Raw genomic sequence first — 24,508 nt, 5'->3', positions numbered from 1 at the left:
AAAATATGCTACTGGAAAACGGGACGGACACCTGCAGCTGTCCTAGAATCAACTGTGAGCGCCATGGAAAATGCGCCGAGTGTCTCGAGCATCATCAAAGCCATAAAAAACATCCGCCGTACTGCAAGCGCGAGCCGCGCGTCAGGCGCACGAGGAACAGAAAAGAGAACCCGCCGGACTGAAAAGCCCGGCGGGTTCCTTCTATCGGTAAAGTTATTCGTTTTCCGTGTAGTTCCCCAAAAAGGAGAAACGGGGAAGTTCGTCGTAAAGCGAACAGATCAGGTTCAGCGTCGCGTCCTCCCGTACATTGCCGGTAAAATCAAGATAAAAATCGTATTCAAAATTTTTATCCTGAATCGGGCGGCTCTCTATTTTCGTCAGGTTCAGCCCGAGCGCCGCAAAGCGCGCGAGCACGCTGTAAAGCGTGCCGGTTTTGTGGAGAAGCGAAAAGCACAGGCTGATTTTCCGGGCGCGGTCCGGGATAAACAGGCTGCGGCTGATGACGATAAACCGCGTACAGTTGTTGGAGCTGTTCTGGATATCCCTTTCCAGAATGTGCAGCTTGTATTCGTTCGCCGCGTGCTCGGAGCAGATGGCGGCGATCCCGGCCTCCTGCCGCTGCGCGACCATCTGCGCGGCCGAGGCCGTGTTGGAGCACGGCAGGGGGCGCAGATTGTTTCTGGTGATATACTCCGAGCACTGGGACAGCGCTTGCGGGTGGGAGTACACCGTGCCGATGGTGCGGACGTCCACTTTTTTGGCCGCCGCCAGACAGTGGTGAACGTGCAGAGTCGCCGCGTTGACAATATAGAACCGGTATTTCAGAATGAGGTCGTAAACCTCGCTGACCGAACCGGCGGAGGAGTTCTCCACCGGGAGGATTCCCAGGTCCGCCTGCCCGTTGGCAACGGCCGAGAAAATCCCGCCGAAGCCCTGATAAAACTGGGGAGCCGCTTTGGGGTACAGCAGGCTGAGCGCCTCATGGGAAAAGGAACCGTTTTCCCCAAGGCAGGCGATCTTTTCCGCCTTTTCCGGCGCTGCGCCGGCTTTGCGGATGGTTTCCCGCAGTTCTCCGCCCCCGCCGAGCAGGTTGTACTGCAGCGCCCGGCTCATATCCATCATGCCGGAATAAAGGAGCCGCGCTTCGCCGCCGTATTCCCCGGCCTGACGAACGATGCGGTCCAGAATTTCCTGCTCGCGCCCGCCGTTGAACACCGGAAGCTTCTGCTCCTGTTTGACGGCGGCTACCTGCTTCGCGCAATCCATGCGACGGACGAACAGCGGAAGAAGCTCCTTATCGATCCGGTCTATTTCCTGTCTGATTTCTTCAAGGGTCATGCTTTCATTCCTCCGGTATGCAGATTGATCAGGTTCATCAGCGCGACTGCCGCCGCGGCTTCCACCACGGGGACCGCGCGCGGGACAATGCAGGGGTCGTGCCGCCCGTGTACGCTGAGCTTTGTGTTCTCTTTTGCGGTCAGGTCCACGCTGTCCTGTTCCAGCGAAATCGAGGGCGTCGGCTTGAACGCCGCGCGGAAAAGGACCGGCATCCCGGTGGAAATCCCGCCCAGGATTCCGCCCGCGTGGTTGGTTTTTGTTTTCACCGTGCCGCCGTCGCAGAAATAGGGGTCGTTGTTTTCGCTGCCGAAAAGCGCCGAAGCGCCGAAGCCCGCGCCGAACTCCACGCCCTTGACCGCCGGAATGCCGAACAGGATAGAGGAAAACACCGGCTCGATTCCCCCGAACAGGGGGCCGCCGACGCCCGCCGAAAGGCCGGTCACCGCGCATTCGACCACGCCGCCCACGCTGTTTTGCGCAAGCCGGGCGGCCTCAATGGTATTCCCCATCTTCTGTTTTACATTTTCATTGATAACGGGAAAATAAGCCGAGGATAAGGAAGCCAGTAAATCTTCAGAAACATGCACGGGGTCGAACGGGTCGTCCGTCACATCCTTTACCGAGAAAACATGCGCGCCGATCAGAATGCCCCGGCGCTGCAAAATCTGGCGGCACACCGCGCCCGCAAAGACGAGGGGGGCCGTCAGCCGACCGGAAAAATGCCCGCCGCCGCGAACGTCGTTGTATCCGCCGTAACGCAGGTGCGCGGGGAAGTCCGCGTGTCCCGGACGGGGGACAAGCTTCAGGTTGTCGTAGTCCCCGGACCGGGTGTTCGTATTTTCAATCAGCGCGCACAGCGGCGCGCCGGTTGTTGTGTCGTTGAGCATCCCGCTGACGATCTGCGGCAGGTCGCTTTCCTTTCGCGGCGTGCTCGTCGAATCCCTGCCCGGTGCGCGGCGGCTCATCTGCAGCGCTACGGAGTCAAGGTCGATTCTTTCCCCGGCGGGCAGGCCGTCCAGCACCACCCCGATCGCTTTTCCGTGGCTTTCGCCGAAGATGGATATTTTTACCGTTTCACCCCATGTGGAAGACATTCGCTTTTCCTCCCAACCGATTGTAATCTTCAAAAAAGGCCGGATAGCTCTTCTGAACGCTCTGCGCGTCGGTGACCGTGACGCTGCCGTCGGCTTTCAGCGCGGCAACGGAAAGGGCCATCACAATGCGGTGGTCGTTAAAACCCTCCGCTTTGCCGCCGTGCAGCGTCGGGACGCCGTCGATGATCAGCCCGTCGTCCGTTTCGACAACCCTTCCGCCCAGCTTGGTCAGCCCGTCGGCCATGGCGAAAAGGCGGTCGCTTTCCTTGATTCTCAGCCGCTGAGCGTTGTAAATCCGCGTGCGTCCGCGGCAGAGCGCGGCGGTCGCCGCCAGAACCGGCACAAGGTCGGGAATCTGGGACGCGTCGATTTCCATGCCTTTCAGCTCGTTTGGCGAGACGGACAAAACGGAACCGTGCCATTCCGCCTTTGCGCCGAATTCCCGGAAAAGCCGCTCCGCTGCGCGGTCGCCCTGACAGGAATCCCGGTTCAGGCCCTCCAGACGGAGGGTGCCGCCCAAAGCGCCCGCGGCGAGAAAGAACGCCGCCTGCGACCAGTCCCGCTCCACCCGGTATTCGCACGGGCGGTATTTCTGGCGTCCCGCAATGTTCCAGCCGTTTTCGGCGGGCTGTGCCGTTACGCCGTATTCGCGCATGATTTCGACCGTCATATCCACGTATCCCGCGCTTTCCAGCGGAGAGGAGAGTATCAGCTCGCTGTCGCCGTCCAGAAGCGGAAGCGCGAGCAGAAGGCCCGTAATGAACTGGGAGCTGACGTTTCCCGGCAGCACGAACCGGCCCGGGGTCATCCGCCCGCTGACGGAAAGCGGAAGCCCGCCCTGCGTCCCGCACGAAACGCCGTGCTGCGGCAGGCAGTCCAGATATACGCCGATGGGCCGCTCCGGCAGGCGCCCGCTGCCGGTAAATTCCGCGTTCAGCCCCAGCGCCGCCGCGACGGGAATCAGAAAGCGCAGGGTGGACCCGGATTCCCCGCAGTCGATCCGCACGGGGTCCCCGCCGCCGCAGATCGCCCGCATAGCGCGGCAGGTCGCCGTAATGTCGTTGCTGATCGCTTCCCCTTCAAAAAGAGGAGCTCCGCCCGCCAGCGAGGAGCAGATCGCCGCGCGGTGTGCCGCGCTTTTGGAGGGGGGCACGAGGATGCTTCCGTTCAGGACGGAGGGGGAGATCGTTACATTTGCCATCACAGCACCCCGGTCAGCTCGGCAAGACGGCTGCGGGACACGCGGTCCACGAAGCTTTCGCCGATTTCCCTGAGCATAATCAGGCTGATCATGCCGCCGCTGCTCTTTTTATCCAGCGCGGTAGCTTCCAAAATCCGGTTTACGGGCATTTCGTCCTTTACCGGCAGGCTGTATTTTTTCAGGGCGGCGATGATTTCATCGGTCGTTCCGGCCTTTGTAATCCCCGCGTTTTCGCCGCATTTTGCCATCATCACCATGCCGATCCCGACCGCTTCTCCGTGAGAAAGCTTCTTGAAGTCATACAGCTTTTCCAGTGCGTGGCCGAAGGTGTGGCCGAAGTTCAGGAGCATGCGCTCGCCGGTGTCGAATTCGTCCCGCTCGACCACCTCGCGCTTAATATCCACACAGTGGAAAATCAGTTCTTCTATCTTCTGAGAAATCTCTTCTCTGACAATCATATCGAACAGGACCCGGCTTTTGATGCAGCCGTATTTGATCGCCTCCGCCATTCCGTCGGAAAAGTACCGCGGGGGAAGCGTGGAGAGCGTGTCCGGGTCAATCAGCACCAGTCTGGGCTGGTGGAACGCTCCGACCAGATTTTTTCCCTGCGGCAGGTCCACGCCGGTTTTTCCGCCGACGGAGGAATCGATCTGCGCCAAAAGGGTGGTCGGTATCTGGATGAACGGGATTCCGCGCAGAAAGGTCGCCGCGGCGAACCCCGCCATATCGCCCGTTACCCCGCCGCCGAGGGCAACGATAAAGTCGCTGCGGGTAAGGCCCCGGGCCGCGCACTCGGCATACATGGCTTCAATGGAGGAGAGGCGCTTGCTTTCCTCGCCCGCCGGAAAAGAGAACAGGGAAGCGGAAAAGCCCGCGGCCTCCAGAGAATCCAGCACGCGCTTTCCGTACAGCGGGAGCACGTTGCTGTCGCCGATGACGACCGTTCTGGCGCCGGCCTTGAAAAGCTCCCCGGCGTGTGCGCCGGCCGCGTCCATACAGCCGCGCTCAATGATGATCCGGTAGGCGCCGGACGTGTGAACCGTCAGTTCCATTATTCACCAAGCCTTTCCTTGATCAGTCTGCCCCTGCGCAGAAGCACGCGCAGGGCTTCGGCGTCGCCTTTTGCGACCGCCTCTTTGATATCGGTGATATTCGTGATGAGCGTATCCAGTTCCTCGGAAAGCGCCTTCCGGTTGTCGATGAAAAGCTCCGCCCAAAGCTGCTCGTTGATATTCGCGACACGGGAAACATCCCGGTAGCTTCCGGCGGAAAAGCCGTTGTGCTCCGGGCACCGCGGGCTCATGACATAGGCGCAGGCAAGCACGTGGGGAAGCTGGCTGGTAAACGCGATCATCTGGTCGTGGTGCTCCGGTGTGGTGACCACCGTGCCGCCGAAGCCAAGCTCCACGGCGACCGCCTTGAGCATGTCAACAGCGGACTGCGGCGCGCCGCACGGAACGATAAGATAGCTGGCGTCCAGAAAAAGGTCGGCGTCGCTTGCCGCAAAGCCGCTCTGTTCCTTGCCCGCCATGGGGTGCCCCCCCACGAAGGGAAAGCCGTGCTTCTCCGCCAGAAGCGGAAGGTGCCTGCAGATTTCCGACTTGATGCCGCAGGTGTCGGTGACAAGGCACGACGCGGGAATCAGATGGGCGTGCGAAGCGATAAAGTCGATATCGGCCTGCGGGTACAGGCAAAGGTAGAGCAGGTCGGCGCCGCGGATATCCCCGTCGTCCCCGATCTTGTCGATCGCGCCGCAGCCCAGCGCGGCTTTCAGAACTTCGGGGTCCCGGTCGATTCCGGCGACGGTGCATTTGCTGTATTTCTGAAAGGCTTTCGCAAGCGAACCGCCGATCAGGCCCAGGCCGACGATCACGATTTTCTTGTTCATACAGGCTTCCCTCCGTACGCAGTATTTTTAAGCTTTATTATAGCAAAAATCGGCGGGGGAATCCACTTTTCTTCCAAAAGCTTTCGCGGCGACCTTCACATGCGCCGCCACCTTGTCAAACTGGTCGGGCGTCAGGGACTGCGCGCCGTCGGACAGGGCCTTGGCGGGGTTGTTGTGGACCTCGATAATCAGTCCGTCCGCCCCGGCCGCGACCGCGGCGAGCGCCAGCGGCTCCACCAGCCAGGCAATGCCGGAGGCGTGGCTCGGGTCGACCACCACCGGCAGATGGGAGAGCTTTTTCAGAATCGGAATGGCGGAAATGTCGAGGGTGTTGCGCGTGTAGGTCTCGTAGGTCCGGATTCCGCGCTCGCACAGGATCACGTTGTCGTTGCCGCCGGCCATAATGTATTCGGCGCTCATCAGAAGCTCCTCGATCGTGCTGGAAAGCCCGCGCTTGAGCAGGATGGGCCTTCTGATTTTTCCAAGCTCCTTCAGCAGCTCGAAATTCTGCATGTTTCTCGCGCCGACCTGGATGATATCCACATTCTCCTTCAGGAACAGGTCGATCTGACCGATGCTCATGAGCTCCGTAACGATCGGCAGGCCGGTTTTCTTTTTCGCTTCCCTGAGAAGCTCCAGTCCCTCGGCCCGCAGTCCCTGGAAGGCGTAGGGGGAGGTCCTGGGCTTGAAAGCGCCGCCGCGCAGGAACTGCGCCCCCGCCTTTTTCACCCGTTCGGCCACGCCGCAGATCTGGGCCTCGTTTTCCACCGAGCACGGCCCGGCAATCAGCGCGAGCCCGCCGTCGCCGATGGTCTGGCCGGTCGGCAGGGTAATCACCGTGTTGTCCGGATGAAACTTGCGGTTTGCTTTTTTATACGGCTCCTGTACCCGTTTTACACTTTCCACGAAATCCTGCGCGGCAATGAAGTCGATGTCAATGGCGGAAGTGTCGCCGATCAGCCCGAGCACGGTGCTCTGCGTTCCCACCCAGGTGTTGACCTTTACGCTGTATTCCCTGGTGAGCGAATCCGTGAATTCTGAAAGCTGCTGCGGGGTACATTCGGGTTTTAATACGATAATCATGCTGTTCCTCCTTTGATGCGGGCCGGTAAAAATGAGTAAAAAAATAACGGAGCTGCTGTCAGCTCCGTCAAAAATATCAGCCCGTTATCAGTCAATAAAATACGGCTATATCCTTTTACACAAAAGCTTACAGTTGACTTTGCTGCACGCACAAAAATCCCACGCCATAAAATAGCGGGGATAACCGAAACCTGTAAATCGTGTTGTGTATGCGGACAAATTCATCATGTAACTCCTTTGCGTTCACCTTATTCCGTATCATAATACAGAATGCCGCCGGTGTCAAGATGAAATTGCGGGGATTTGGGCGTAAAGAAAAAAGGACGTGAAAATCCATCCGAAATTTCTTGATTGTTCTATACTGATTTGCTATAATCAATAAGTATATCAACCTGAGAATCAGCAAGTGTCTTTACAGAAAGAAGTGACGCCGATGCCCCAAACGGCAATGAGTACGCTCGGTATAGAAAACATAGCCAATTACCTCGGCGGCGGTGTTTTCTGCTGTAAGAACGATGGTGTCCTGACGATTATCTACGCAAGCGCTTCCTTTTACAGGATGTTTGGGTACAGCGAAGGGGAGATCACCGCGCTGAACGGGCCGGCGCCGAACCGGCTGCTGAGCAGCGACCAGCGGATCAACTGGGGTAGACTTGCCGAAAGCTTAAAAAAACGCGGCCTTGCCGAGCTGGAACTGAAACTGGTTCGGAAAGACGGGGACTATATCTGGACCATCTGCTGTTTGCGTCTTATGACGGCGGGGGATGGTTCTGAGTATTTTTGCGGCGTATTGGAGGATATTACCAAGAGAAGGCATTCCATCAAGCGGGAAAGGGAACAGCTTGAAATTATCAAAAAAGCCAGGCGGGAGCTTGCCGCCAGCGAGGAACGCTACCGTATCATCATGGAACAGGCGGCCGACCCGATCTGCGATTATAATTTCAAGACGCAGGAGCTTTACTGTTCGCCCCCGTTCAAAGAAAAATTCGGCATTGAGGTGAATGCGGACGGCCTTCTGGACCAGCTCTACCATTCGGATATTATTTTCGACGACGACAAGTCGCGCATCCTCAACGATATCTACGATTTTTTAAACGGGAGCAATCCCAGAAGCCCCGAGTACCGGTTCAAGGATGTCAACGGCAATTACCGGTGGTACCGGGTGCGCAGCACGGTGATCCGGGACGAGCAGAAGGAACCGCTTCGGATGATCGCCTTTATTTCCGATATCGACAGGCAGAAACGGGAAACGATCAGCTTAAAGGAGAAGGCGGAGCACGACCAGCTGACCGGCCTTTACAACCGGATGACCACCAACGCGCTGATCGACAAGGCGATCGGCCAAAGCTCCCCGGGGAGCCGCCACGCCCTGTTTACCATCGATATTGATAATTTTAAGAATGTAAACGACAATCTGGGTCACCTGGTAGGGGACGAAGTAATTGTCGATATTGCTTCCAAAATCAAGAAAAAATTCCGCGAGGACGATATTATCGGCAGGATCGGCGGGGACGAGTTTGTGGTGTTCCTGATGGATATTTCCCGCAGGGATGTCAGGCGGAAAGCCGATGTGCTGCAGACCATTTTCCGCAACGCCCATCCTCAGGACGACGCGGAGCTCAGGGTTTCCGGCAGCATAGGGGTCGCGTTTTACCCGGACGACGGAAAAAACTACAACGAGCTGTTTGCGAAGGCCGACGCGGCCATGTACGCCGCAAAAAACAGCGGGAAGGACGCTTACCGCACCTACGCCGACATGACGCTTCAGGATAAATAACAGGGTCCCGCTTATTCGTTTGGAATGAGCGGGATTTTTACTGTCTCCCGGATTTTTTCCGCAACCGTTTCCACCCCGCCGTCCGCGTCCACCGTGAAATCCGCCGCGGCACGGTACCTGTCCGTCCGCTCGCTGTAAAGGCGGCTCATGGTTTCCTCCCGGCCGGGCCCGCTGAGCAGCGGGCGGGTGGAGTCGCCGGAAAGGCGCTGCCGGATGGCCTCGACCGAAGCGTCCAGCAGTACGATCACGCCGTTTCCTTTCAGGGCGGCCGTGTTTTCGGGATCCATCAGCGCCCCGCCGCCCGTGGCGATGATCAGGCCGCTTTTCAGGGACAGTTCTTTTGCCGCCGCGCGTTCCATCGCGCGAAAGGCGGCTTCTCCCCGCGAGGAGAAAATTTCCGCGACCGTCACGCCCTCCTTCTGCTCGATATAGCGGTCCATATCCACAAAGGTACGGCCCGTGATCCGGGCAAGGCGGTTTCCCACGCAGGTCTTTCCGCTGCCCATATAGCCGCATAAAACGATATTGCCGAATTTCCTTTTCATTTCCGCCACGGCGTCGGCGCAGAGCGCCTGAATATCACCTGCGTCAAAGCTCGCCCCGTACCAGATTTCGTGCGCGGCCGCCGCCTGCCAGACCAGCATGCTCATCCCGCCGACGGCCCGCACGCCGTTTTTGCGCGCGGTTCTGATCAGAAGCGTTTGGTCCGGGTTGTATACCGCGTCGAAAACACAGTCGGCTTTGCGGATGGTTTCCTCCGGAACCGGGCATTCCCCGGTGCGGGGGAACATGCCGACCGGCGTGGCGTTGGCCAGTAAATCGATTTTTCCGCCGATGTCCTCCATAAGGCAGAAATCCGCCTGTGCGCCCGCCGTTTTTGCGCGGATATCCGCACAGAGCTTTTCCGCCGCCGCCAGCCCGTGCGGGCGCACGGCCACGGTCACGCTGCTGCCGGCAAGGATCGCTTCAAACGCCAGCACTCTGCCCGCGCCGCCCGCGCCGAGCACGACCGTGCGGCCGTCCAGGAACGCGCCTCCGGCTTTCAGCGCCTTGCAGAAGCCCGTGCCGTCCGTGGTGAAGCCGGTCAGACGGCCGTCCGTATTTTTTACGGTGTTGACCGAATGAAAAAATTCCGATTTTTCATTCAGCCCGTCCAGCAGCGGAATAATCGACTGCTTATGGGGAATGGTGATGTTGAAGCCGATCAGGGTACGCAGCAGCTCCATCCGGCCGGGCAGTTCCTCCGGCGCGATGTCCAGGACTCCATAGCGGCCGGCTTTCCCGCTCAGGGCGAAAAGTCTTTCATGAATAAACGGGGACATGGTGTGCGCAATTGGATGTCCAATCACGGCGAAATGATTCTCGGCCATTTTCTTTCCTCTTGCTTTCTAAAAAAAAGGTTAAAAAAATATTGACAAAGTCATGGTTTGCTAATAATATGTGGTTATACAATCAGTGTCCGGAGCGATATATGTGGTTTTTTCTGTGGCAATTGTAACACACGAGAGATATTTTTGTCCACAATAAACAATAACGTTTTCCGCGTGCCGATGTTTCAAAATTTGTAATCAAGATTTTTAAGGAGGATACGACATGGTTTTTGAGAAGGTAAAGGCGATTCTCAGCGAACAGTTTGACGTTGAGGAGGACTCTATCACTCCCGAAACAAGCATTGCTGACGATCTGGGCGCCGATTCCTTGGATGTAGTCGACCTGTTGATGTCCATCGAGGACGAGTTTGAAATCGAAGTTCCCGATGAAGAGATTGACAACATCAAAACCGTTGGGGAACTGGTCAAGTACATTGAAGATAATGTCTGAGTGACACATCTTCCTGAAACCGCTGTGCGCAGGCATGGCGGTTTTTTAATTTTCTTCTGTTTTTCTGCGATTTTATTGTGCTTTTACTTGAAATAGCACCGCGTATCAGATATAATAATTTTAAGTTTCGCATTTTTTAACAGAAGGAGAGTTAAAGTCGTTGAGTGAATTCAGCTTTTTAACGAACGGCATTCAGTACATGGCCCAGAACCCCAAGATGCTGGTCATGTGGGCGATCGGCGCGCTGCTGATCTGGCTTGCCATTGAAAAGGATTTCGAACCGGCACTGCTCTTACCGATGGGATTCGGAGCAATCCTTGTCAACCTGCCGCTCCCCGGCGTAGTGGGGGAATCCGGCATTGTGAAGTGGCTGTTTGAAAAGGGAATCGTCGCTTCCGAAGCATTCCCTCTTTTATTGTTCGTGGGAATCGGCGCGATGATTGATTTCGGCCCGCTGCTTTCCAACCCGCGTATGCTGCTGTTCGGCGGCGCGGCCCAGTTCGGCATCTTCCTTACCGTCGTGCTGGCGGTTCTGCTCGGGTTCCCGCTGAAGGACGCAATGGCCGCCGGAGTGATCGGCGCGGCGGACGGCCCAACCTCCATTCTGGTTTCACAGATACTCCACAGCAACTACATCGGCGCGATTGCGGTGGCGGCTTACTCCTATATGGCGCTGGTGCCGATTATCCAGCCCGCGGCGATCCGCCTTGTGACGACGAAGCATGAGCGGATGATCCATATGCCCTATAATCCGAAGGCGGTTTCCAAAACCACGAAAATCCTGTTCCCGATCATCGTTACGCTGATTGCGGGACTGGTCGCGCCGGATTCCGTTGCGCTGGTCGGCTTTTTGATGTTCGGCAACCTCATCCGGGAATGCGGCAAGCTGGAAGCGCTTTCCCAGACCGCGCAGGGACCGCTTGCAAACCTGATTACCATCTTTTTGGGAATCACCATCGCCTATCAGATGCGGGCTGAGCAGTTCCTTACCCTCGGTACTCTGATCATTATGGCGCTGGGCCTTTTCGCCTTTGTGTTCGACACCATCGGCGGCGTGGTCTTTGCGAAAATCGTGAACCTGTTCCTGCCGAAGGATAAAAAGATCAACCCGATGGTCGGCGGCGCGGGAATTTCCGCGTTCCCGATGTCCGCGAGGGTCATCCAGAAGATGGCTTTGAAAGAGGACAATCAGAACCACATCCTGATGCACGCGGTCGGCGCGAATGTGGCTGGCCAGATCGGATCGGTTGTTGCGGGAGGCATTATCCTGAATCTTGCAAGAATTTGGGGGATGATATAACATGATGCAGTTAAACGCAATGGCGGTTTTGTTTAAAAGTCTTATGGGCGACGTAAGCGGCGCCGATATCGGAAAATCGTTTGAACTGATGGGGAAGGGCATGCTCGGCATTTTTATCGTCATGATTTTGATTTATGCCGTGATTGTCATACTTAATAAAACCAGCGGTACGAATAAAGATACAAAGTAAGACGATCGATGAACCCCTTGGCGTTGCAAAGAGCCGGGGGGTTTGCTTTATCCCGTATAATCTAACAGAATTGAGGAGATTTCAATGGCGGAACAGAAGAAGATGGTAGACGCGATCACTCCCATGGAGGAGGATTTCGCCAGATGGTATACCGATATTGTCAAAAAAGCGGAGCTGATGGATTACACCAGCGTGCGCGGATGCATGGTCATTCAGCCGTACGGCTGGGCCATCTGGGAAAATATTCAGCATATTCTCGACACAAGGTTCAAGGAGCTCGGCCATGAGAATGTTTCCATGCCGATGTTTATTCCCGAAAGCCTGCTGAATAAGGAAAAGGAGCATGTGGAGGGCTTTGCTCCCGAGGTCGCCTGGGTCACGATGGGCGGCAGTGAAAAGCTGCAGGAGAGAATGTGTGTGCGCCCGACCTCCGAAACCCTGTTCTGCGACCATTACGCCAAGGTGATCCATTCCTGGCGCGACCTGCCGAAGCTCTACAATCAGTGGTGCTCCGTTGTGCGCTGGGAAAAAACCACGCGCCCGTTCCTGCGTTCCGTGGAATTCCACTGGCAGGAGGGCCACACCATGCACGAAACCGCACAGGAGGCCGAGGCGGAGACGGAGCAGATGCTCCGGGTTTACGCCGACTTCTGTGAAAACGATCTTGCCATTCCGGTGATCAAGGGCCGCAAGACCGACAAGGAAAAATTCGCCGGCGCCGTGGCCACCTATACCATAGAGGCGATGATGCATGACGGCAAGGCGCTCCAGTCCGGCACCAGCCATTACTTCGGGGACGGCTTTGCAAAAGCGTTCAACGTGACCTTCCAGGGCAGGGACAATTCCATCTGCCATCCGTTCCAGACCTCCTGGGGGATGAGCACCCGCATCATCGGCGGCATCATCATGACGCACGGCGACAACAACGGCCTTGTGCTCCCGCCCGCCGTCGCGCCCATCCAGGTGATTATTCTGCCCGTCGCGCAGCATAAGCCCGGCGTGCTGGAAAAGGCGCACGAGCTGCGCGAGCGGCTTAAAAAGAGCTTCCGCGTGCGTGTGGACGATTCGGACAATACCCCCGGCTGGAAATTCGCGCAGTATGAAATGAAGGGCGTTCCGCTCCGTCTGGAGATCGGACCCAAAGATATCGAAAAGAATCAGTGCGTGCTGGTCCGCCGCAGCGACCGCGAGAAGATTTTTGTGCCGCTGGACAATCTGGAGGCCGCGATTGCGGAACAGCTGGAGGAAGTGCGCAAAGGAATTTACGAAAACGCGCTTGCCCGCCGCGAAAGCATGACGTATACCGCCCGGACTCTGGAGGAGCTTACAAACATTGCCGACAATCAGCCGGGCTTTATCAAAGCCATGTGGTGCGGCGACCCGGCCTGCGAGGAAAAGCTCAAGGAAGCCGCGGGCGTTTCCTCCCGCTGCATGCCGTTCGAGCAGGAGCATCTGTCCGACACCTGCGTCTGCTGCGGCAAGCCCGCGAAATCGATGGTCTACTGGGGCAAGGCATACTGATAACAGAATAATAATGCCGGCAGCCGCGGAATCGTTCCGCGGCTGTTTTTGATATGCTCCGTGATGATTGTTTTTATGCTGTAACCTTTTGGGTACTATAAACGTGTTATTCGTGAAAGGAGATGAATCCATGGGGAAACAGGGAACGCGCCCGGATGACCTGTCTGAGAAATATGATTTATACGGGAATATGCTGTTCAAGCTCTGCATGGTCATTCTCTGCAACCGGGAAGACGCGGAGGACGTCGTACAGGACACCTTTGCGAAGTACCTGCAGAAGCGCCCCAAATTTCACAGCGAGGAGCATGAAAAAGCGTGGCTGATCCGGGTGGCCACAAACGGCAGCCGGGACAAAAGAAGGGGCTTCTTTTTCAGGAAGACCGTATCGCTGGAGGAAATCGGCGAGTACGCCGAAACCACGGAGCAGACCGAGGTGCTGGAACAGCTGATGGAGCTGCCGCCGAATTACAAAACGGTTTTGTATCTTCATTATATTGAGGGTTATAAGATCAGGGAAATGTCCGACATTCTGGGGATGAAGGAAAATGCCGTCAAGGTGGCGCTTTACCGGGGCCGTGAGAAACTGAAGCTGCAGATGAGAGAGGAGCTGATATCATGAAAACAGAGGATTTTATCGATGCCGTCAACCGGATTCATGCAAGGGAAGAGTTAAAGGATAAAGTGATGAGCGGAAAGCCGTCGCAGAACAGACGCCGGTCCGGATTTCCGGCGCTTGCCGCCTGCGCAGCCTGTCTGGCCGTTTTGATACTGGGGTTTACGTTTGTGCCGAAGCTGTTAAAGCCCATCGGTACCGTCCGGAACGGGGAATCGTCGGTCAACGCCGCCTCCCCCTCCTCTTACGCGCAGCCGGGTTTGGTGAACGGCCTTTATCATCAGGATGAAGTGCGCAACCTCTTGGTGCTGGGCGTGGATGACGCGGGCGGGGACGGCGCCGGGCGCAGCGACTGCATCATGCTTCTCTCCATCGACCGCCGGAAAGGCAGCGAGCGGTGGATTCTGACGCCTTTCCCGCGCGATCTGTACGTGGAGATCCCGGGGAACGGGAAGAATAAACTGAATGCCGCTTATCAGCTTGGCGGCGCCGAACTGAGCGTAAAGACGATCGAGCAGAATTTCAAGATCGATGTGGATGATTACGCGGTGATCGACTACAGCGGCTTTGTCAAGGCCGTTGATTCTCTGGGCGGGATTCCCGTAAACGTGACCGCACAGGAGGCCGACCTTGTCAACCGGTATTCCGGCGAGCCCGCCGCGCGGGATATCAGCGCGGGGGACCGGACCCTTTCCGGCAGGCAGGCACTGTACTATTCCCGTATCCGCCAGATCGGCGGGGAGGAGTCGAGGCTGCAGCGGATCCAGGCGGCGGCGGCAGGGATCATCAGCAGGCTGGAATCAGTGGATGCGCACTCTCTGGCCTCGCTTACGGAAAAACTGCTGCCCTTTGTAAAAACCGGCATGAATCCGGAAACCGCGCTGAAGCTGGGGACGGATGCTTATGCATGCCGGAGCTTTCCGGTCGGCTATTTCCGGCCCTCGGAGGAACTGTACACAGCGCAGCAGGTTACAATACAGCAATCGAATACGGCGGTGCTGGTTCCGGATCTCGAGAAATATCAGAACAGTCTTATCCAGTATATTTACTGGAACAAGGGCTCCTGAAATCTGTCGGATTCCTGCATATCCACTGCGAAGCGGAAGACATTTGCCTTCCGCTTCCTTATTTTCATATATTTATTTCATTTAACTGAATGAATTTGTTTCAAGTGGAAAATACTGTATAATATATTCTCCAAAAGGTAACAAACAAGCGGATTATTGTCATTTTCATAACGGGTTTGTCATTTGATTTTTTGGGCCGGATATGGTAGCATTAGGAAACGTTGGCAGATGTTTTAGAAAATTTCGTATGTATCCGGGCTTTGCCGGATACGTTGCGGCATACGGAGACATGCATCGGTTTGCCGATATTTAAGAAGAAACAGAAATACTTAAAAGGAGTGAATCATCCATGAAAAAATTATGGGCGCTGATCTGCGCACTTGCCATGGTACTTGCCATGTCGGCCTGTAAAGGACAGGCTGCTCCGACCCAGAACGACGTGTCCGGCGTTTCCAGCCAGACCGTTTCGGATGCGGGACAAAGCGGCGTGACTTCCACGGCTCCGTCGTCCTCTTCCGCTGCAGCGGCTTCCAGCAAGCCGACTGTACCGAGCCAGGCACCGAGGGTGGAAAATAACAAGGCGGTTTCCGGATTAAACAACGGGACCTATACGGTCAAGGATGAAAAATACAGCTACAAGAACGGCAACATGTCCTATTCCGCGTCCTATCCGGTTCTTTCCGGAAAAATCAGCAATGCGGATAAGGTAAACACGGCAATCAAAACCTCCGCGCTGAAGACGATCAATTCTTTGGGGACGGGCGCCAAAACCGAAAAGACCACGGTCAAGGTAAACGGCGACGTCACCTATGAGGGGACCAATTTTCTCAGCCTCGGCTTTAACGAATACGTGAAGCTTTCCTCCAAGGGAGAGAACGTCCATACGCTCCGGGCGATGAACATTAACCTGAAAACCGGCACCGCGCTGGAAATGAAAGACCTGATCACGAAAAACGACGCGCTTTACAAGCTGCTGGAAACCGCTGCGAAGCAGCAGCTGAGCTCCGATATCGCCCCGTCCGTGACGGCCAGTGTAATCAAGTCCGCTCTGGATTCCGGCGCGATTTATTTTACGAAATACGACGTCGGCTTTGCTTTCCAGATTACAAAACCGGAAAAGCGCCTGGTCAAGCTCAGCCTGACCTATGCACAGGTGAAGCCCTACGCTACCAGCAACGAGATCTGGAAGAACTTTATCTAAGTCTCGTTTGAAAAGGAAGGACCTTGTCCGTTTCGCCTAAAATTGAATTTGGCCCCTCTGTTTGCTTTTTTCGGAAAATGCATCTATAATGGTTGACATGATACGGAAAATGGAAACGGAGGGGCATTCTGATGAAACGGGTTCTTGCGGCGCTGATCGGCATCTGTGCGGTGGTATTGCTTTACACTGGGATCAATCTGCTTGCAGGCGGAGGGGACGGCGTGTCGGCCGGTGTCATCGGCGGCGCGGACGGCCCGACTTCCATTTTGGTTTTCCACTCCTTTAACGCCGGGCTTTTGATTTTACTGGCTGGAGCTGTAATCCTTGCGGCTACTGCTTTTTATCTGCTCCGCAGGCGCGGAAAGCAGAAATAGGAAGCGCTTTTGATAGAAAATTCCTCTCTTGCTAATTGCTGAAAAATTTTTTGGCAACATCACCAAATATCACGTATAAATTTCTTGCAATAAAGAGAAAATAAGTATTGCATAACAGGCCCTTTTATGGTATTATAATCAAGCACGACTGCGACAGATATGCGATGAAGCGGGAGGTTGCGGCTGAAACAGGCCGGTTTTTCCGTGGAGTATGTCCGATTTTAAACCGGGCGACAGATACTTTGAGCGTGCGATAAGAGGATTCGTATGCGGATTTCCGCGTCTATGCTCTTATTATGCTCAGACGTTTTTTATGCCTATACCCGGATTTAACTTGTAAAAGTGAATCCGGTTTTTCAATGTGTTAAGAGGGAACACCCGGCACAGTGTTAGGATTTAAAAAACGCCGCCCGCCAACTACAATAAGGAGGCGATTCACAGTGGCAGTCAAGGAGAAAATCAGGATAAGAATTAAGGGTTACGATCATCAGTTGGTTGATCAGTCGGCTGAAAAGATTGTACAGACAGCGAAGCGCACGGGCGCAAGGGTTTCCGGACCCGTTCCGCTCCCGACGGAAAAGCAGATCATCACGATCCTGCGCGCTGTTCACAAGTACAAGGACAGCCGTGAACAATTCGAGATGAGAACACACAAGAGACTTATCGACATTCTCAGACCATCCAACAAAACCGTAGAGGCTTTGATGGGTCTAGAGCTCCCCGCCGGTGTTGAAATAGAGATTAAACTCTAGTTTAACCGACCAGCGGCCGAGGTCAAGTTGGCAAACGCCAACCAATAACCTGCATAGGAGGTAAAATAATGCAAAAAGGTATCATCGGCAAGAAAATCGGCATGACGCAGATTTTCGACGAAAAGGGAAATGTCATCCCCGTAACGGTTGTTCAGGCCGGCCCCTGTGTTATCTCACAGAAAAAGACGGTTGAAAACGACGGTTACGCAGCAGTCCAGATGGGCTACGGCGATTTGAAACCGAACAAGGTCACGAAGCCCCTGAAGGGCCACTTTGCAAAGGCGGACGTCGCTCCCAAGAAAACCCTCAGAGAGTTCCGTGTGGAAAACACCGAAGCTTACAACGTGGGTGATCTTGTCAAGGCGGACACGTTCGCGGCGGGCGACAAGATCGACGTCACCGGCACGAGCAAAGGTAAGGGATACGCCGGCGTTATCAAGCGCTGGAATTTCCAGAGACTCAAGGAAACCCATGGTTCCGGCCCTGTTGCCCGCCATGGCGGTTCCAACGGTTCCTGCTCGGACCCGTCGAGAGTGTACCCCGGTCTTAAGATGGCCGGCCACCTGGGCGCCGAGAAGGTAACGGTTCAGAATCTGACCGTTGCCAAAGTGGATGCAGAAAACAATCTGATTGCTATCAAGGGCGCAGTTCCCGGACCGAACGGCGGAATCGTAGTAATCCATGACAGCGTTAAGGCGTAAGGGAAGGAGGAATTTGGAATGCCTACAGTAGCAGTACTTGATATGGCCGGTAAAGAAGTAGAGAAAATCGACCTTTCCGAAGCCATATTCGGAATTGAACCCAATGCGAAGGTTCTGCACGACATGGTGGTCAATTACCTTGCGAACCAGCGCCAGGGCACACAGTCGGCACTGACCCGCGCCGAAGTTTCGGGCGGCGGCAGAAAGCCGTGGAGACAGAAGGGCACCGGTCACGCAAGACAGGGCTCCACACGTTCACCGCAGTGGACTCACGGCGGTATCGTATTTGCTCCGAAGCCGCGCGACTACAGCTATTCCTTAAACAAAAAGGTAAGACGTCTTGCCATGAAGTCAGCTCTTTCAAGCAAGGTGATCGACAACGAGCTGGTCGTGCTTGACGGGATTTCACTTGACGAGTATAAGACAAAGACCATCGCGGCAATGCTCAAGGCGATCGGCTCCGAGAAAAAGGCGCTCATCGTTCTTCCGGAAGTGAACGAAAAGGTGATCGCTTCGGCTAAGAATATCCCGGGCGTGAAAACGGCAATGGCCAACACCCTGAATGTCTATGACATCCTGAACGCCGACAGATTTATCGTGCTGAAGGACGCCGTAGCCCAGATCGAGGAGGTGTACGCATAATGGCAGCACAGGACATTATTATCCGCCCCATTATCACCGAAAAAAGCATGGCCGGCATCGGCATGAAGAAATATGCCTTTGAAGTTGCCAAGGATGCCACAAAAATCGATATTGCAAGAGCGGTTGAGACCCTCTTCGGCGTAAAGGTCGGCAAGGTAAACACCCTGCACGTAAGAGGCCAGTTCCGCCGTCAGGGAAAAAACGAAGGCTACACTCCTTCCTGGAAGAAAGCCTACGTTACCCTTACTGCCGACAGCAAGACCATCGAGTTTTTTGAAGGCATGATGTAAACTCTGCCCGAAAAACGCAGAGGCAAGGATGGGGAAAGGGCATTCCCCGCAAAGCCATCATGAGGAGTGTGAAACCGAATGCCTATTATTAACTTTAAACCTACCACGGCTTCCAGACGCAATATGTCCGTTACGGACTATTCCGGTCTGAGCAAGGTTGCACCGGAAAAGAGCCTGCTGACTTCCATCAGCAACAAATCCGGCCGCAACAGCTACGGTAGAATTACAGTCCGTCACCGCGGTGGCGGAAACCGTAAAAAGTATCGTATCATTGACTTTAAGCGTCAGAAGTTCGACGCGCCGGGCAGCGTTCTCACCATTGAGTACGACCCGAACCGTTCCGCCTTTATTGCCCTTGTGCAGTATGAGGACGGCGAAAAAAGATACATCATCGCTCCCAACGGCTTAAAGGTCGGCGACGTTGTTGTATCCGGCGCCGCGGCGGATATCAAGCCCGGCAACGCGCTTCCGCTTGAAAATATCCCAACCGGTACCTTTATCCACAACGTTGAGCTTTACCCGGGCAAAGGCGCCCAGCTGGCACGCGCTGCCGGCAACATGGCTCAGCTGATGGCGAAGGAAAACGGAATGGCTCTTCTGAGACTGCCTTCCGGCGAACTTCGCAACGTACCGGTCAACTGCATGGCCACCATCGGCCAGGTCAGCAACATCGACCATGAGAACGTGAAGCTCGGCAAGGCCGGACGGAAACGCCACATGGGTTGGAGACCGACAGTCCGCGGTTCCGTTATGAACCCGAACGACCATCCGCACGGCGGCGGCGAAGGCAAATCCCCCGTGGGCCGTCCGGGACCTGTTACCCCGTGGGGTAAACCGGCCCTCGGCTACAAGACCCGCGCTCACCACAACCGCTCCGATAAATTTATCGTCAAGCGCAGAAACGGCAAATAAGGCGTACAGAAAGGAGCTTATCATCTATGGGCAGAAGCATAAAAAAGGGTCCTTATGTTCAGCCTGTGCTGCTTAAAAGGATTCAAGAAATGAACGCGGCCGGCGAAAAGAAAATCATCAAAACATGGAGCAGGGCTTCCATTATTTTCCCTGATTTCGTTGGTCATACAATCGCGGTCCACGACGGCCGCAAGCATGTTCCGGTCTATGTAACGGAAGATATGGTCGGCCACAAGCTCGGCGAGTTTGCCCCAACCAGAACCTTCAAGGGACATTCCGGTTCCAAAACATCATCGCCGACAAGATAACGGCCGAAAGGAGTGTATAGCATGGAAGCAAGGGCCTATTTAAAGTACGCCCGTATTTCACCCCGCAAGGTTCAGATCGTGCTTGATCTCATTCGCAACAAGCCGGCTGACGTTGCAATGGCTATCCTCAAGAATACACCAAAGGCCGCTACGGAATATCTTCAGAAATTATTGAAGTCGGCCATGGCTAACGCTGAGAATAACCACAATATGGATGTTTCCAGACTTTACGTTGCGGAATGCTTCGTATGTCCGGGCCCGATCCTCAAGCGCATTCGTCCCAGGGCGCAGGGTCGCGCGTTCAGAATTGAAAAAAGAACTTCGCACGTTACCCTCGTGCTCAAGGAAAAAGAATAAGGCGGAAGAGGAGGTAAACTATGGGCCAGAAAATCAATCCCCACGGGTTTCGCGTGGGCGTAATTAAAGACTGGGATTCCCGCTGGTTCGCGAAGGACAGCGTTTTCGGCGATACTCTCGTTGAAGACTACAATCTGCGCAAGGTGCTGAAGAAGCAGCTTTATCCGGCAGGGGTTCCGAAAATTGAAATTGAGCGTGACGCCTCCAAGGTTCGCGTTCACATTCACTGCGCCAAGCCGGGCATGGTAATCGGCAGGGGCGGTTCGGAAATTGAGAAGCTCCGTCTTCAGTGCGAGAGCATCCTCAAAAAACCTGTTACAATCAACATTGTAGAGGTAAAGTCCCCCGACCTGAACGCGCAGCTCGTCGCTGAGAACATTGCGCAGCAGCTCGAAAAGAGAATTTCTTTCCGCCGTGCAATGAAGCAGTGCATCGGCCGCGCCATGAAGCTCGGCGCCAAGGGTATCAAAACCCAGGTGTCCGGCCGTCTGGGCGGTGCTGAAATCGCAAGACGCGAACAGTATCACGACGGTACCATTCCCCTTCAGACCATCCGTGCCGACATCGACTACGGTTTTGCCGAAGCCGCCACAACCTATGGCCGCATTGGCGTAAAGGTCTGGATTTACAGAGGCGAAGTCCTTGTGGACAACCGCAAGCCTCGTAAGGAAGGAGGCAGTAAATAATGCTGTTGCCTAAGCGTGTAAAATACCGCAAAGTGCATCGCGGTCGTATGACCGGAAAGAGCTACCGCGGAAATAAGGTAACTTACGGCGATTTCGGCCTTCAGGCCTTAGAGCCGGCATGGATCACCTCCAACCAGATCGAAGCGGCCCGTGTCGCCATGACACGTTACTGCAAAAGATTTGGTCAGGTGTGGATCAAGATTTTCCCAGACAAGCCGATCACTCAGAAGCCGGCTGAAACCCGAATGGGTTCCGGTAAAGGTTCCCCTGAGTACTGGGTCGCAGTTGTAAAACCGGGCAGAGTTATGTTTGAAATCGGCGGAGTTTCGGAAGAAACTGCAAGAGAAGCTTTACGTCTGGCGTCCAACAAACTGCCGATTAAGTGCAAGTTTGTTAAGAAGGAAGAAACGGGTGGTGAGCAGTAATGAAGGCCTCAGAAGTCAGAGAATTAACGACAGCAGAACTGGAAAGTAAGCTTAAGGACCTCAAGGCCGAGCTTTTCAACCTGCGTTTCCAACTTGCCATTAATCAGCTCGATAACCCGATGCGTATCTCCGCTGTCAAAAAGGATATCGCCCGTGTCAAAACAATTTTGCGCGAGATCGAAATCAAGGACAGCGCCAATGCGTAACGGAAGGGAGGATTAATCTGTGAGCGATCGGAATATTAGAAAAGCAGAGATTGGCAAGGTCGTCAGCAACAAAATGGATAAAACCATTGTGGTTGCAATCGAAAACAGAGTAAAGCATCCGCTTTACAACAAGATTATCAAGCGTACCGTGAAGCTGAAAGCACATGATGAAAACAATGAATGCACAATCGGTGACCGCGTGCGTGTGATGGAGACCCGTCCCCTCAGCAAAGAGAAAAGATGGCGTCTCGTCGAGATTATAGAGAAAGCCAAGTAATTGGCTTTAAGCAAAGGAGGAACGCACTGTGATTCAACAGCAGACTTACCTCAACGTTGCCGACAACACCGGCGCGAAGCAGCTTATGTGCATCCGCGTTCTCGGCGGTACCGGCAGAAGGTATGCCAATATAGGTGACGTGGTTGTCGCTTCCGTTAAAAAAGCGGCTCCGGGCGGCACTGTTAAAAAAGGCGAAGTCGTTAAGGCAGTCATTGTTCGCACTGCTTTCGGCGTCCGCCGTGATGATGGAACATACATCCGCTTTGACGAAAATGCGGCTGTCCTCATCAAAGATGATAAAAATCCGAGGGGAACACGTATTTTCGGGCCCGTGGCCAGAGAACTGCGTGACAAAGACTATCTGAAAATTTTAAGTCTTGCCCCTGAAGTGCTGTGATGGGAGGTGCTCACTGATGAATAATAAGGTTCATGTTAAAACGGGTGACACCGTCGTCATTTTAAATGGCAAAGAACGCGGCAAGAAGGGCAAAGTTCTGGCCGTAAGCCCCGAAGAGGGGAAGGTCATCGTTGAGGGCCGCAACATGGTTTCCAAGCATGTTAAAGCCCGCAAAATGGGTGAACAGAGCGGTATTGTGAAAGCCGAAGGCGCACTGTACGCCTGCAAGGTCCAGGTCGTTTGCCCCCGCTGCGGCAAACCCACACGTGTCTCGCATAAGCTTTATGAGGACGGCACTAAGGAACGCGTTTGCAAAAAATGCGGCGAAGCGCTGTAAGGGAGGATAAAACGACATGGCAAGACTGAAGGAATTTTACCAAAAAGATGTCGCACCCGCACTGATGAAAAAGTTTTCTTACAAGAGCGTCATGCAGATTCCGAAGCTTGAGAAGATCGTCATCAATGTAGGCGCCGGCGAAGCAAAGGAAAACGCAAAGGTAATCGACGCCATTACAACCGATCTCGCAGCTATTACCGGCCAGAAGCCGGTGATCTGCAAAGCGAAAAAATCGGTTGCAAACTTCAAGCTCCGTGAGGGGATGAACATCGGCGTAAAGGTAACGCTCAGAGGCGACAGAATGTACGAGTTCTTAGACAGGCTCTTCAATGTTGCTCTCCCGCGCGTAAGAGACTTCAGAGGAATCAGCGCGAACTCGTTCGACGGCCGCGGCAACTACAATATGGGCGTCAAAGAGCAGCTGATCTTCCCTGAAATTGATTACGACAAAATTGATAAGGTCCGCGGAATGGATATTTGTTTCGTAACGACCGCAAACACCGACGAGGAATCCAGAGAGCTCTTAACACTCATGGGCGCCCCGTTTGCGAAATAAGGAGGGAATATTGTGGCCAAGACTTCTATGAAAATCAAGCAGCAGAGAGTTGCGAAATTCTCGTCTCGCGAATACAACAGATGCAAAATCTGTGGCAGGCCGCATGCCTACCTTCGCAAGTTCGGAATTTGCCGTATATGCTTTAGAGAACTTGCTCACAAGGGTGAGATCCCGGGCGTGAAAAAGGCCAGCTGGTAAAGCTTAGCAAAGGAGGTAACGGTATGCAAATTACAGATACAATTGCTGATTTGCTCACCCGTATTCGCAATGCAGTTTCTGCAAAGCACGATTCGGTTGACATTCCCGCTTCCAACATGAAAAAGGCCATTGTGCAAATTCTTGTTGACGAGGGCTATGTAAAGAATTATACGGTAACAGAGGACGGCAAACAGGGAATTATCAAAGTGAATCTCAAATATGGCGAGAACAAAGTCCCCGCCATCAACGGTCTGCGCAGAGTCAGTAAGCCAGGCCTTCGTATCTATTCCAACGCAGAGGATCTGCCAAAGGTCATGAAGGGCCTGGGCATCGCTGTCATTTCTACTTCGAAGGGCATCATGACCGACCGTCAGGCCCGCAAAGAGAATGTCGGCGGAGAGGTTCTCGCATTTATCTGGTAACAAGGGGGTGCAGTAATGTCGCGAATTGGAAGAAAACCCATAAATATTCCCGCTGGCGTCACCGTTCAGGTTGACGGCAACGTTGTCACCGTCAAGGGACCGAAGGGTACGCTGACCCAGAAAATTCATCACAATATGAACGTTTCTGTGGAAGGCAGCGAGGTGCTCGTCACCCGTCCCAACGACGAAAAAGAAAACAGGTCCCTGCACGGTCTGACCCGCACGCTGGTCCACAACATGGTTGTCGGCGTAACGGACGGATTCAAAAAGGAGCTTGACGTTTTGGGCGTCGGCTACCGTGTGCAGAAGCAGGGTAAGAACCTTGTGATGAATCTTGGCTATTCTCATCAGGTGATCGTCCCTGAGATCGATGGTATTTCCATCGAGTGCCCAGCTGCAAACAAAATCGTGATCTCGGGCCCGGATAAGCAGCAGGTTGGTCAGTTTGCCGCCGAAGTGCGCGAGAAACGTCCGCCTGAGCCGTATAAGGGCAAGGGTATCCGCTATACCGGTGAATTTGTCCGCCATAAGGAAGGCAAGGCCGGCAAGGGCGCTAAGAAGTAAGTAAGGAGTG

34 protein-coding genes are annotated in these 24,508 nt (G+C 54.6%); 27 read left to right on the top strand and 7 right to left on the bottom strand.

The window, feature by feature from the left end:
* Positions 1-5 precede the first annotated feature (5 nt).
* Complete coding sequence (locus LY85_RS19265; RefSeq protein WP_170949938.1) at positions 6-182, top strand: hypothetical protein; 177 nt, start codon at positions 6-8, stop codon at positions 180-182.
* Between the two features lie 31 nt (positions 183-213).
* Here the strand turns inward: LY85_RS19265 and pheA are convergent, their stop codons facing one another.
* The 6 genes from pheA to aroF are packed head-to-tail and all read right to left on the bottom strand — an operon-like array spanning position 214 to position 6,604.
* Positions 214-1,338 carry a prephenate dehydratase gene (gene pheA / locus LY85_RS09250; protein WP_141826391.1) on the bottom strand — a complete coding sequence of 375 codons (1,125 nt, stop codon included), beginning with the start codon at positions 1,336-1,338 and terminating at the stop codon, positions 214-216.
* Positions 1,335-2,432 (bottom strand): chorismate synthase, encoded by a 1,098-nt coding sequence (gene aroC, locus LY85_RS09245; RefSeq protein WP_141826390.1) that lies wholly within the window; start codon positions 2,430-2,432, stop codon positions 1,335-1,337. Before aroC ends, pheA begins: the two co-directional genes overlap by 4 nt.
* A complete protein-coding gene (gene aroA / locus LY85_RS09240) occupies positions 2,413-3,633 on the bottom strand; it encodes a 3-phosphoshikimate 1-carboxyvinyltransferase (RefSeq protein ID WP_141826389.1) in 1,221 nt (406 codons plus the stop codon). Before aroA ends, aroC begins: the two co-directional genes overlap by 20 nt.
* Entirely contained in the window at positions 3,633-4,685 is a 1,053-nt protein-coding gene (gene aroB, locus LY85_RS09235; protein ID WP_141826388.1) for a 3-dehydroquinate synthase, read from the bottom strand. The genes aroA and aroB overlap by 1 nt, the downstream gene beginning before the upstream one ends.
* Positions 4,685-5,521 (bottom strand): prephenate dehydrogenase, encoded by an 837-nt coding sequence (locus LY85_RS09230; protein ID WP_141826387.1) that lies wholly within the window; start codon positions 5,519-5,521, stop codon positions 4,685-4,687. The genes aroB and LY85_RS09230 overlap by 1 nt, the downstream gene beginning before the upstream one ends.
* 27 nt (positions 5,522-5,548) lie before the next feature.
* Complete coding sequence (gene aroF / locus LY85_RS09225) at positions 5,549-6,604, bottom strand: 3-deoxy-7-phosphoheptulonate synthase (protein ID WP_038325945.1); 1,056 nt, start codon at positions 6,602-6,604, stop codon at positions 5,549-5,551.
* A 406-nt stretch (positions 6,605-7,010) separates the two neighbouring features.
* On the opposite strand from aroF, the gene LY85_RS09220 reads away from it, so the two are divergent.
* The gene (locus LY85_RS09220; protein ID WP_141826386.1) at positions 7,011-8,381 is read left to right on the top strand and encodes a sensor domain-containing diguanylate cyclase; all 1,371 of its coding nucleotides are present in this window, start codon (positions 7,011-7,013) and stop codon (positions 8,379-8,381) included.
* Positions 8,382-8,392: 11 nt separating this feature from the next.
* On the opposite strand, the gene LY85_RS19260 is transcribed toward LY85_RS09220, so the two are convergent.
* Positions 8,393-9,751, bottom strand: coding sequence for a shikimate kinase (locus LY85_RS19260; RefSeq protein ID WP_185741173.1), 1,359 nt, complete (start codon positions 9,749-9,751; stop codon positions 8,393-8,395).
* 223 nt (positions 9,752-9,974) lie between these two features.
* On the opposite strand from LY85_RS19260, the gene acpP reads away from it, so the two are divergent.
* The 25 genes from acpP (at position 9,975) to rplF (ending at position 24,498) form a co-directional block, all read left to right on the top strand.
* Complete coding sequence (gene acpP, locus LY85_RS09210; RefSeq protein ID WP_038325944.1) at positions 9,975-10,202, top strand: acyl carrier protein; 228 nt, start codon at positions 9,975-9,977, stop codon at positions 10,200-10,202.
* 217 nt (positions 10,203-10,419) lie between these two features.
* Positions 10,420-11,502, top strand: coding sequence for a sodium ion-translocating decarboxylase subunit beta (locus LY85_RS09205; protein ID WP_141828038.1), 1,083 nt, complete (start codon positions 10,420-10,422; stop codon positions 11,500-11,502).
* 1 nt (position 11,503) lies between these two features.
* Entirely contained in the window at positions 11,504-11,692 is a 189-nt protein-coding gene (locus tag LY85_RS09200) for an OadG-related small transporter subunit (protein WP_141397635.1), read from the top strand.
* Between the two features lie 84 nt (positions 11,693-11,776).
* Positions 11,777-13,213: a proline--tRNA ligase gene (proS, locus tag LY85_RS09195; protein ID WP_141826385.1), complete on the top strand. Its 1,437-nt coding sequence runs from the start codon at positions 11,777-11,779 to the stop codon at positions 13,211-13,213.
* 130 nt (positions 13,214-13,343) lie between these two features.
* Positions 13,344-13,832: an RNA polymerase sigma factor gene (locus tag LY85_RS09190; protein WP_141826384.1), complete on the top strand. Its 489-nt coding sequence runs from the start codon at positions 13,344-13,346 to the stop codon at positions 13,830-13,832.
* The gene (locus LY85_RS09185; RefSeq protein WP_141826383.1) at positions 13,829-14,893 is read left to right on the top strand and encodes an LCP family protein; all 1,065 of its coding nucleotides are present in this window, start codon (positions 13,829-13,831) and stop codon (positions 14,891-14,893) included. Before LY85_RS09190 ends, LY85_RS09185 begins: the two co-directional genes overlap by 4 nt.
* Before the next feature lie 349 nt (positions 14,894-15,242).
* A complete protein-coding gene (locus LY85_RS09180) occupies positions 15,243-16,094 on the top strand; it encodes a hypothetical protein (protein WP_141826382.1) in 852 nt (283 codons plus the stop codon).
* A 131-nt stretch (positions 16,095-16,225) separates the two neighbouring features.
* On the top strand, positions 16,226-16,468 hold the full coding sequence (locus LY85_RS09175; RefSeq protein ID WP_141826381.1) for an oxaloacetate decarboxylase: 243 nt from the start codon (positions 16,226-16,228) through the stop codon (positions 16,466-16,468).
* Between the two features lie 440 nt (positions 16,469-16,908).
* Positions 16,909-17,220, top strand: a complete 312-nt coding sequence (gene rpsJ / locus LY85_RS09170) for a 30S ribosomal protein S10 (RefSeq protein WP_038325938.1) — start codon at positions 16,909-16,911, stop codon at positions 17,218-17,220.
* 68 nt (positions 17,221-17,288) lie between these two features.
* Positions 17,289-17,921 carry a 50S ribosomal protein L3 gene (rplC, locus tag LY85_RS09165; protein WP_038325937.1) on the top strand — a complete coding sequence of 211 codons (633 nt, stop codon included), beginning with the start codon at positions 17,289-17,291 and terminating at the stop codon, positions 17,919-17,921.
* Between the two features lie 18 nt (positions 17,922-17,939).
* On the top strand, positions 17,940-18,563 hold the full coding sequence (gene rplD / locus LY85_RS09160) for a 50S ribosomal protein L4 (protein WP_141826380.1): 624 nt from the start codon (positions 17,940-17,942) through the stop codon (positions 18,561-18,563).
* On the top strand, positions 18,563-18,853 hold the full coding sequence (gene rplW, locus LY85_RS09155) for a 50S ribosomal protein L23 (RefSeq protein ID WP_038325935.1): 291 nt from the start codon (positions 18,563-18,565) through the stop codon (positions 18,851-18,853). Before rplD ends, rplW begins: the two co-directional genes overlap by 1 nt.
* 78 nt (positions 18,854-18,931) lie before the next feature.
* Complete coding sequence (gene rplB / locus LY85_RS09150) at positions 18,932-19,765, top strand: 50S ribosomal protein L2 (protein WP_038325934.1); 834 nt, start codon at positions 18,932-18,934, stop codon at positions 19,763-19,765.
* Between the two features lie 26 nt (positions 19,766-19,791).
* Complete coding sequence (gene rpsS, locus LY85_RS09145; protein ID WP_038325933.1) at positions 19,792-20,073, top strand: 30S ribosomal protein S19; 282 nt, start codon at positions 19,792-19,794, stop codon at positions 20,071-20,073.
* A gap of 21 nt (positions 20,074-20,094) precedes the next feature.
* Positions 20,095-20,430, top strand: a complete 336-nt coding sequence (gene rplV / locus LY85_RS09140) for a 50S ribosomal protein L22 (protein ID WP_038325932.1) — start codon at positions 20,095-20,097, stop codon at positions 20,428-20,430.
* A 20-nt stretch (positions 20,431-20,450) separates the two neighbouring features.
* Positions 20,451-21,116 (top strand): 30S ribosomal protein S3, encoded by a 666-nt coding sequence (gene rpsC, locus LY85_RS09135; protein WP_141826379.1) that lies wholly within the window; start codon positions 20,451-20,453, stop codon positions 21,114-21,116.
* Positions 21,116-21,541 (top strand): 50S ribosomal protein L16, encoded by a 426-nt coding sequence (rplP, locus tag LY85_RS09130; RefSeq protein WP_038325929.1) that lies wholly within the window; start codon positions 21,116-21,118, stop codon positions 21,539-21,541. Before rpsC ends, rplP begins: the two co-directional genes overlap by 1 nt.
* Positions 21,541-21,747, top strand: a complete 207-nt coding sequence (gene rpmC / locus LY85_RS09125) for a 50S ribosomal protein L29 (protein WP_038325927.1) — start codon at positions 21,541-21,543, stop codon at positions 21,745-21,747. Before rplP ends, rpmC begins: the two co-directional genes overlap by 1 nt.
* Before the next feature lie 19 nt (positions 21,748-21,766).
* Positions 21,767-22,024: a 30S ribosomal protein S17 gene (rpsQ, locus tag LY85_RS09120; protein WP_038325926.1), complete on the top strand. Its 258-nt coding sequence runs from the start codon at positions 21,767-21,769 to the stop codon at positions 22,022-22,024.
* A gap of 28 nt (positions 22,025-22,052) precedes the next feature.
* Positions 22,053-22,421 (top strand): 50S ribosomal protein L14, encoded by a 369-nt coding sequence (gene rplN / locus LY85_RS09115; RefSeq protein ID WP_038325924.1) that lies wholly within the window; start codon positions 22,053-22,055, stop codon positions 22,419-22,421.
* Between the two features lie 16 nt (positions 22,422-22,437).
* Positions 22,438-22,758, top strand: coding sequence for a 50S ribosomal protein L24 (gene rplX, locus LY85_RS09110; RefSeq protein WP_038325923.1), 321 nt, complete (start codon positions 22,438-22,440; stop codon positions 22,756-22,758).
* A gap of 16 nt (positions 22,759-22,774) precedes the next feature.
* Positions 22,775-23,314, top strand: a complete 540-nt coding sequence (gene rplE / locus LY85_RS09105) for a 50S ribosomal protein L5 (RefSeq protein WP_141826378.1) — start codon at positions 22,775-22,777, stop codon at positions 23,312-23,314.
* 12 nt (positions 23,315-23,326) lie between these two features.
* Positions 23,327-23,512 carry a type Z 30S ribosomal protein S14 gene (locus LY85_RS09100; RefSeq protein ID WP_038325921.1) on the top strand — a complete coding sequence of 62 codons (186 nt, stop codon included), beginning with the start codon at positions 23,327-23,329 and terminating at the stop codon, positions 23,510-23,512.
* Between the two features lie 23 nt (positions 23,513-23,535).
* On the top strand, positions 23,536-23,934 hold the full coding sequence (gene rpsH, locus LY85_RS09095; RefSeq protein WP_038325920.1) for a 30S ribosomal protein S8: 399 nt from the start codon (positions 23,536-23,538) through the stop codon (positions 23,932-23,934).
* A gap of 15 nt (positions 23,935-23,949) precedes the next feature.
* Positions 23,950-24,498, top strand: coding sequence for a 50S ribosomal protein L6 (gene rplF / locus LY85_RS09090; protein WP_038325919.1), 549 nt, complete (start codon positions 23,950-23,952; stop codon positions 24,496-24,498).
* The last annotated feature ends 10 nt before the right edge of the window (positions 24,499-24,508 follow it).

The sequence above is a fragment of the Clostridium sp. KNHs216 genome (assembly GCF_006714885.1).
Lineage (GTDB): Bacteria > Bacillota > Clostridia > Oscillospirales > Acutalibacteraceae > Caproiciproducens.
Note: the sequence above shows the minus strand (reverse complement) of the source record. Positions and strands in the feature narration are given on the sequence as shown.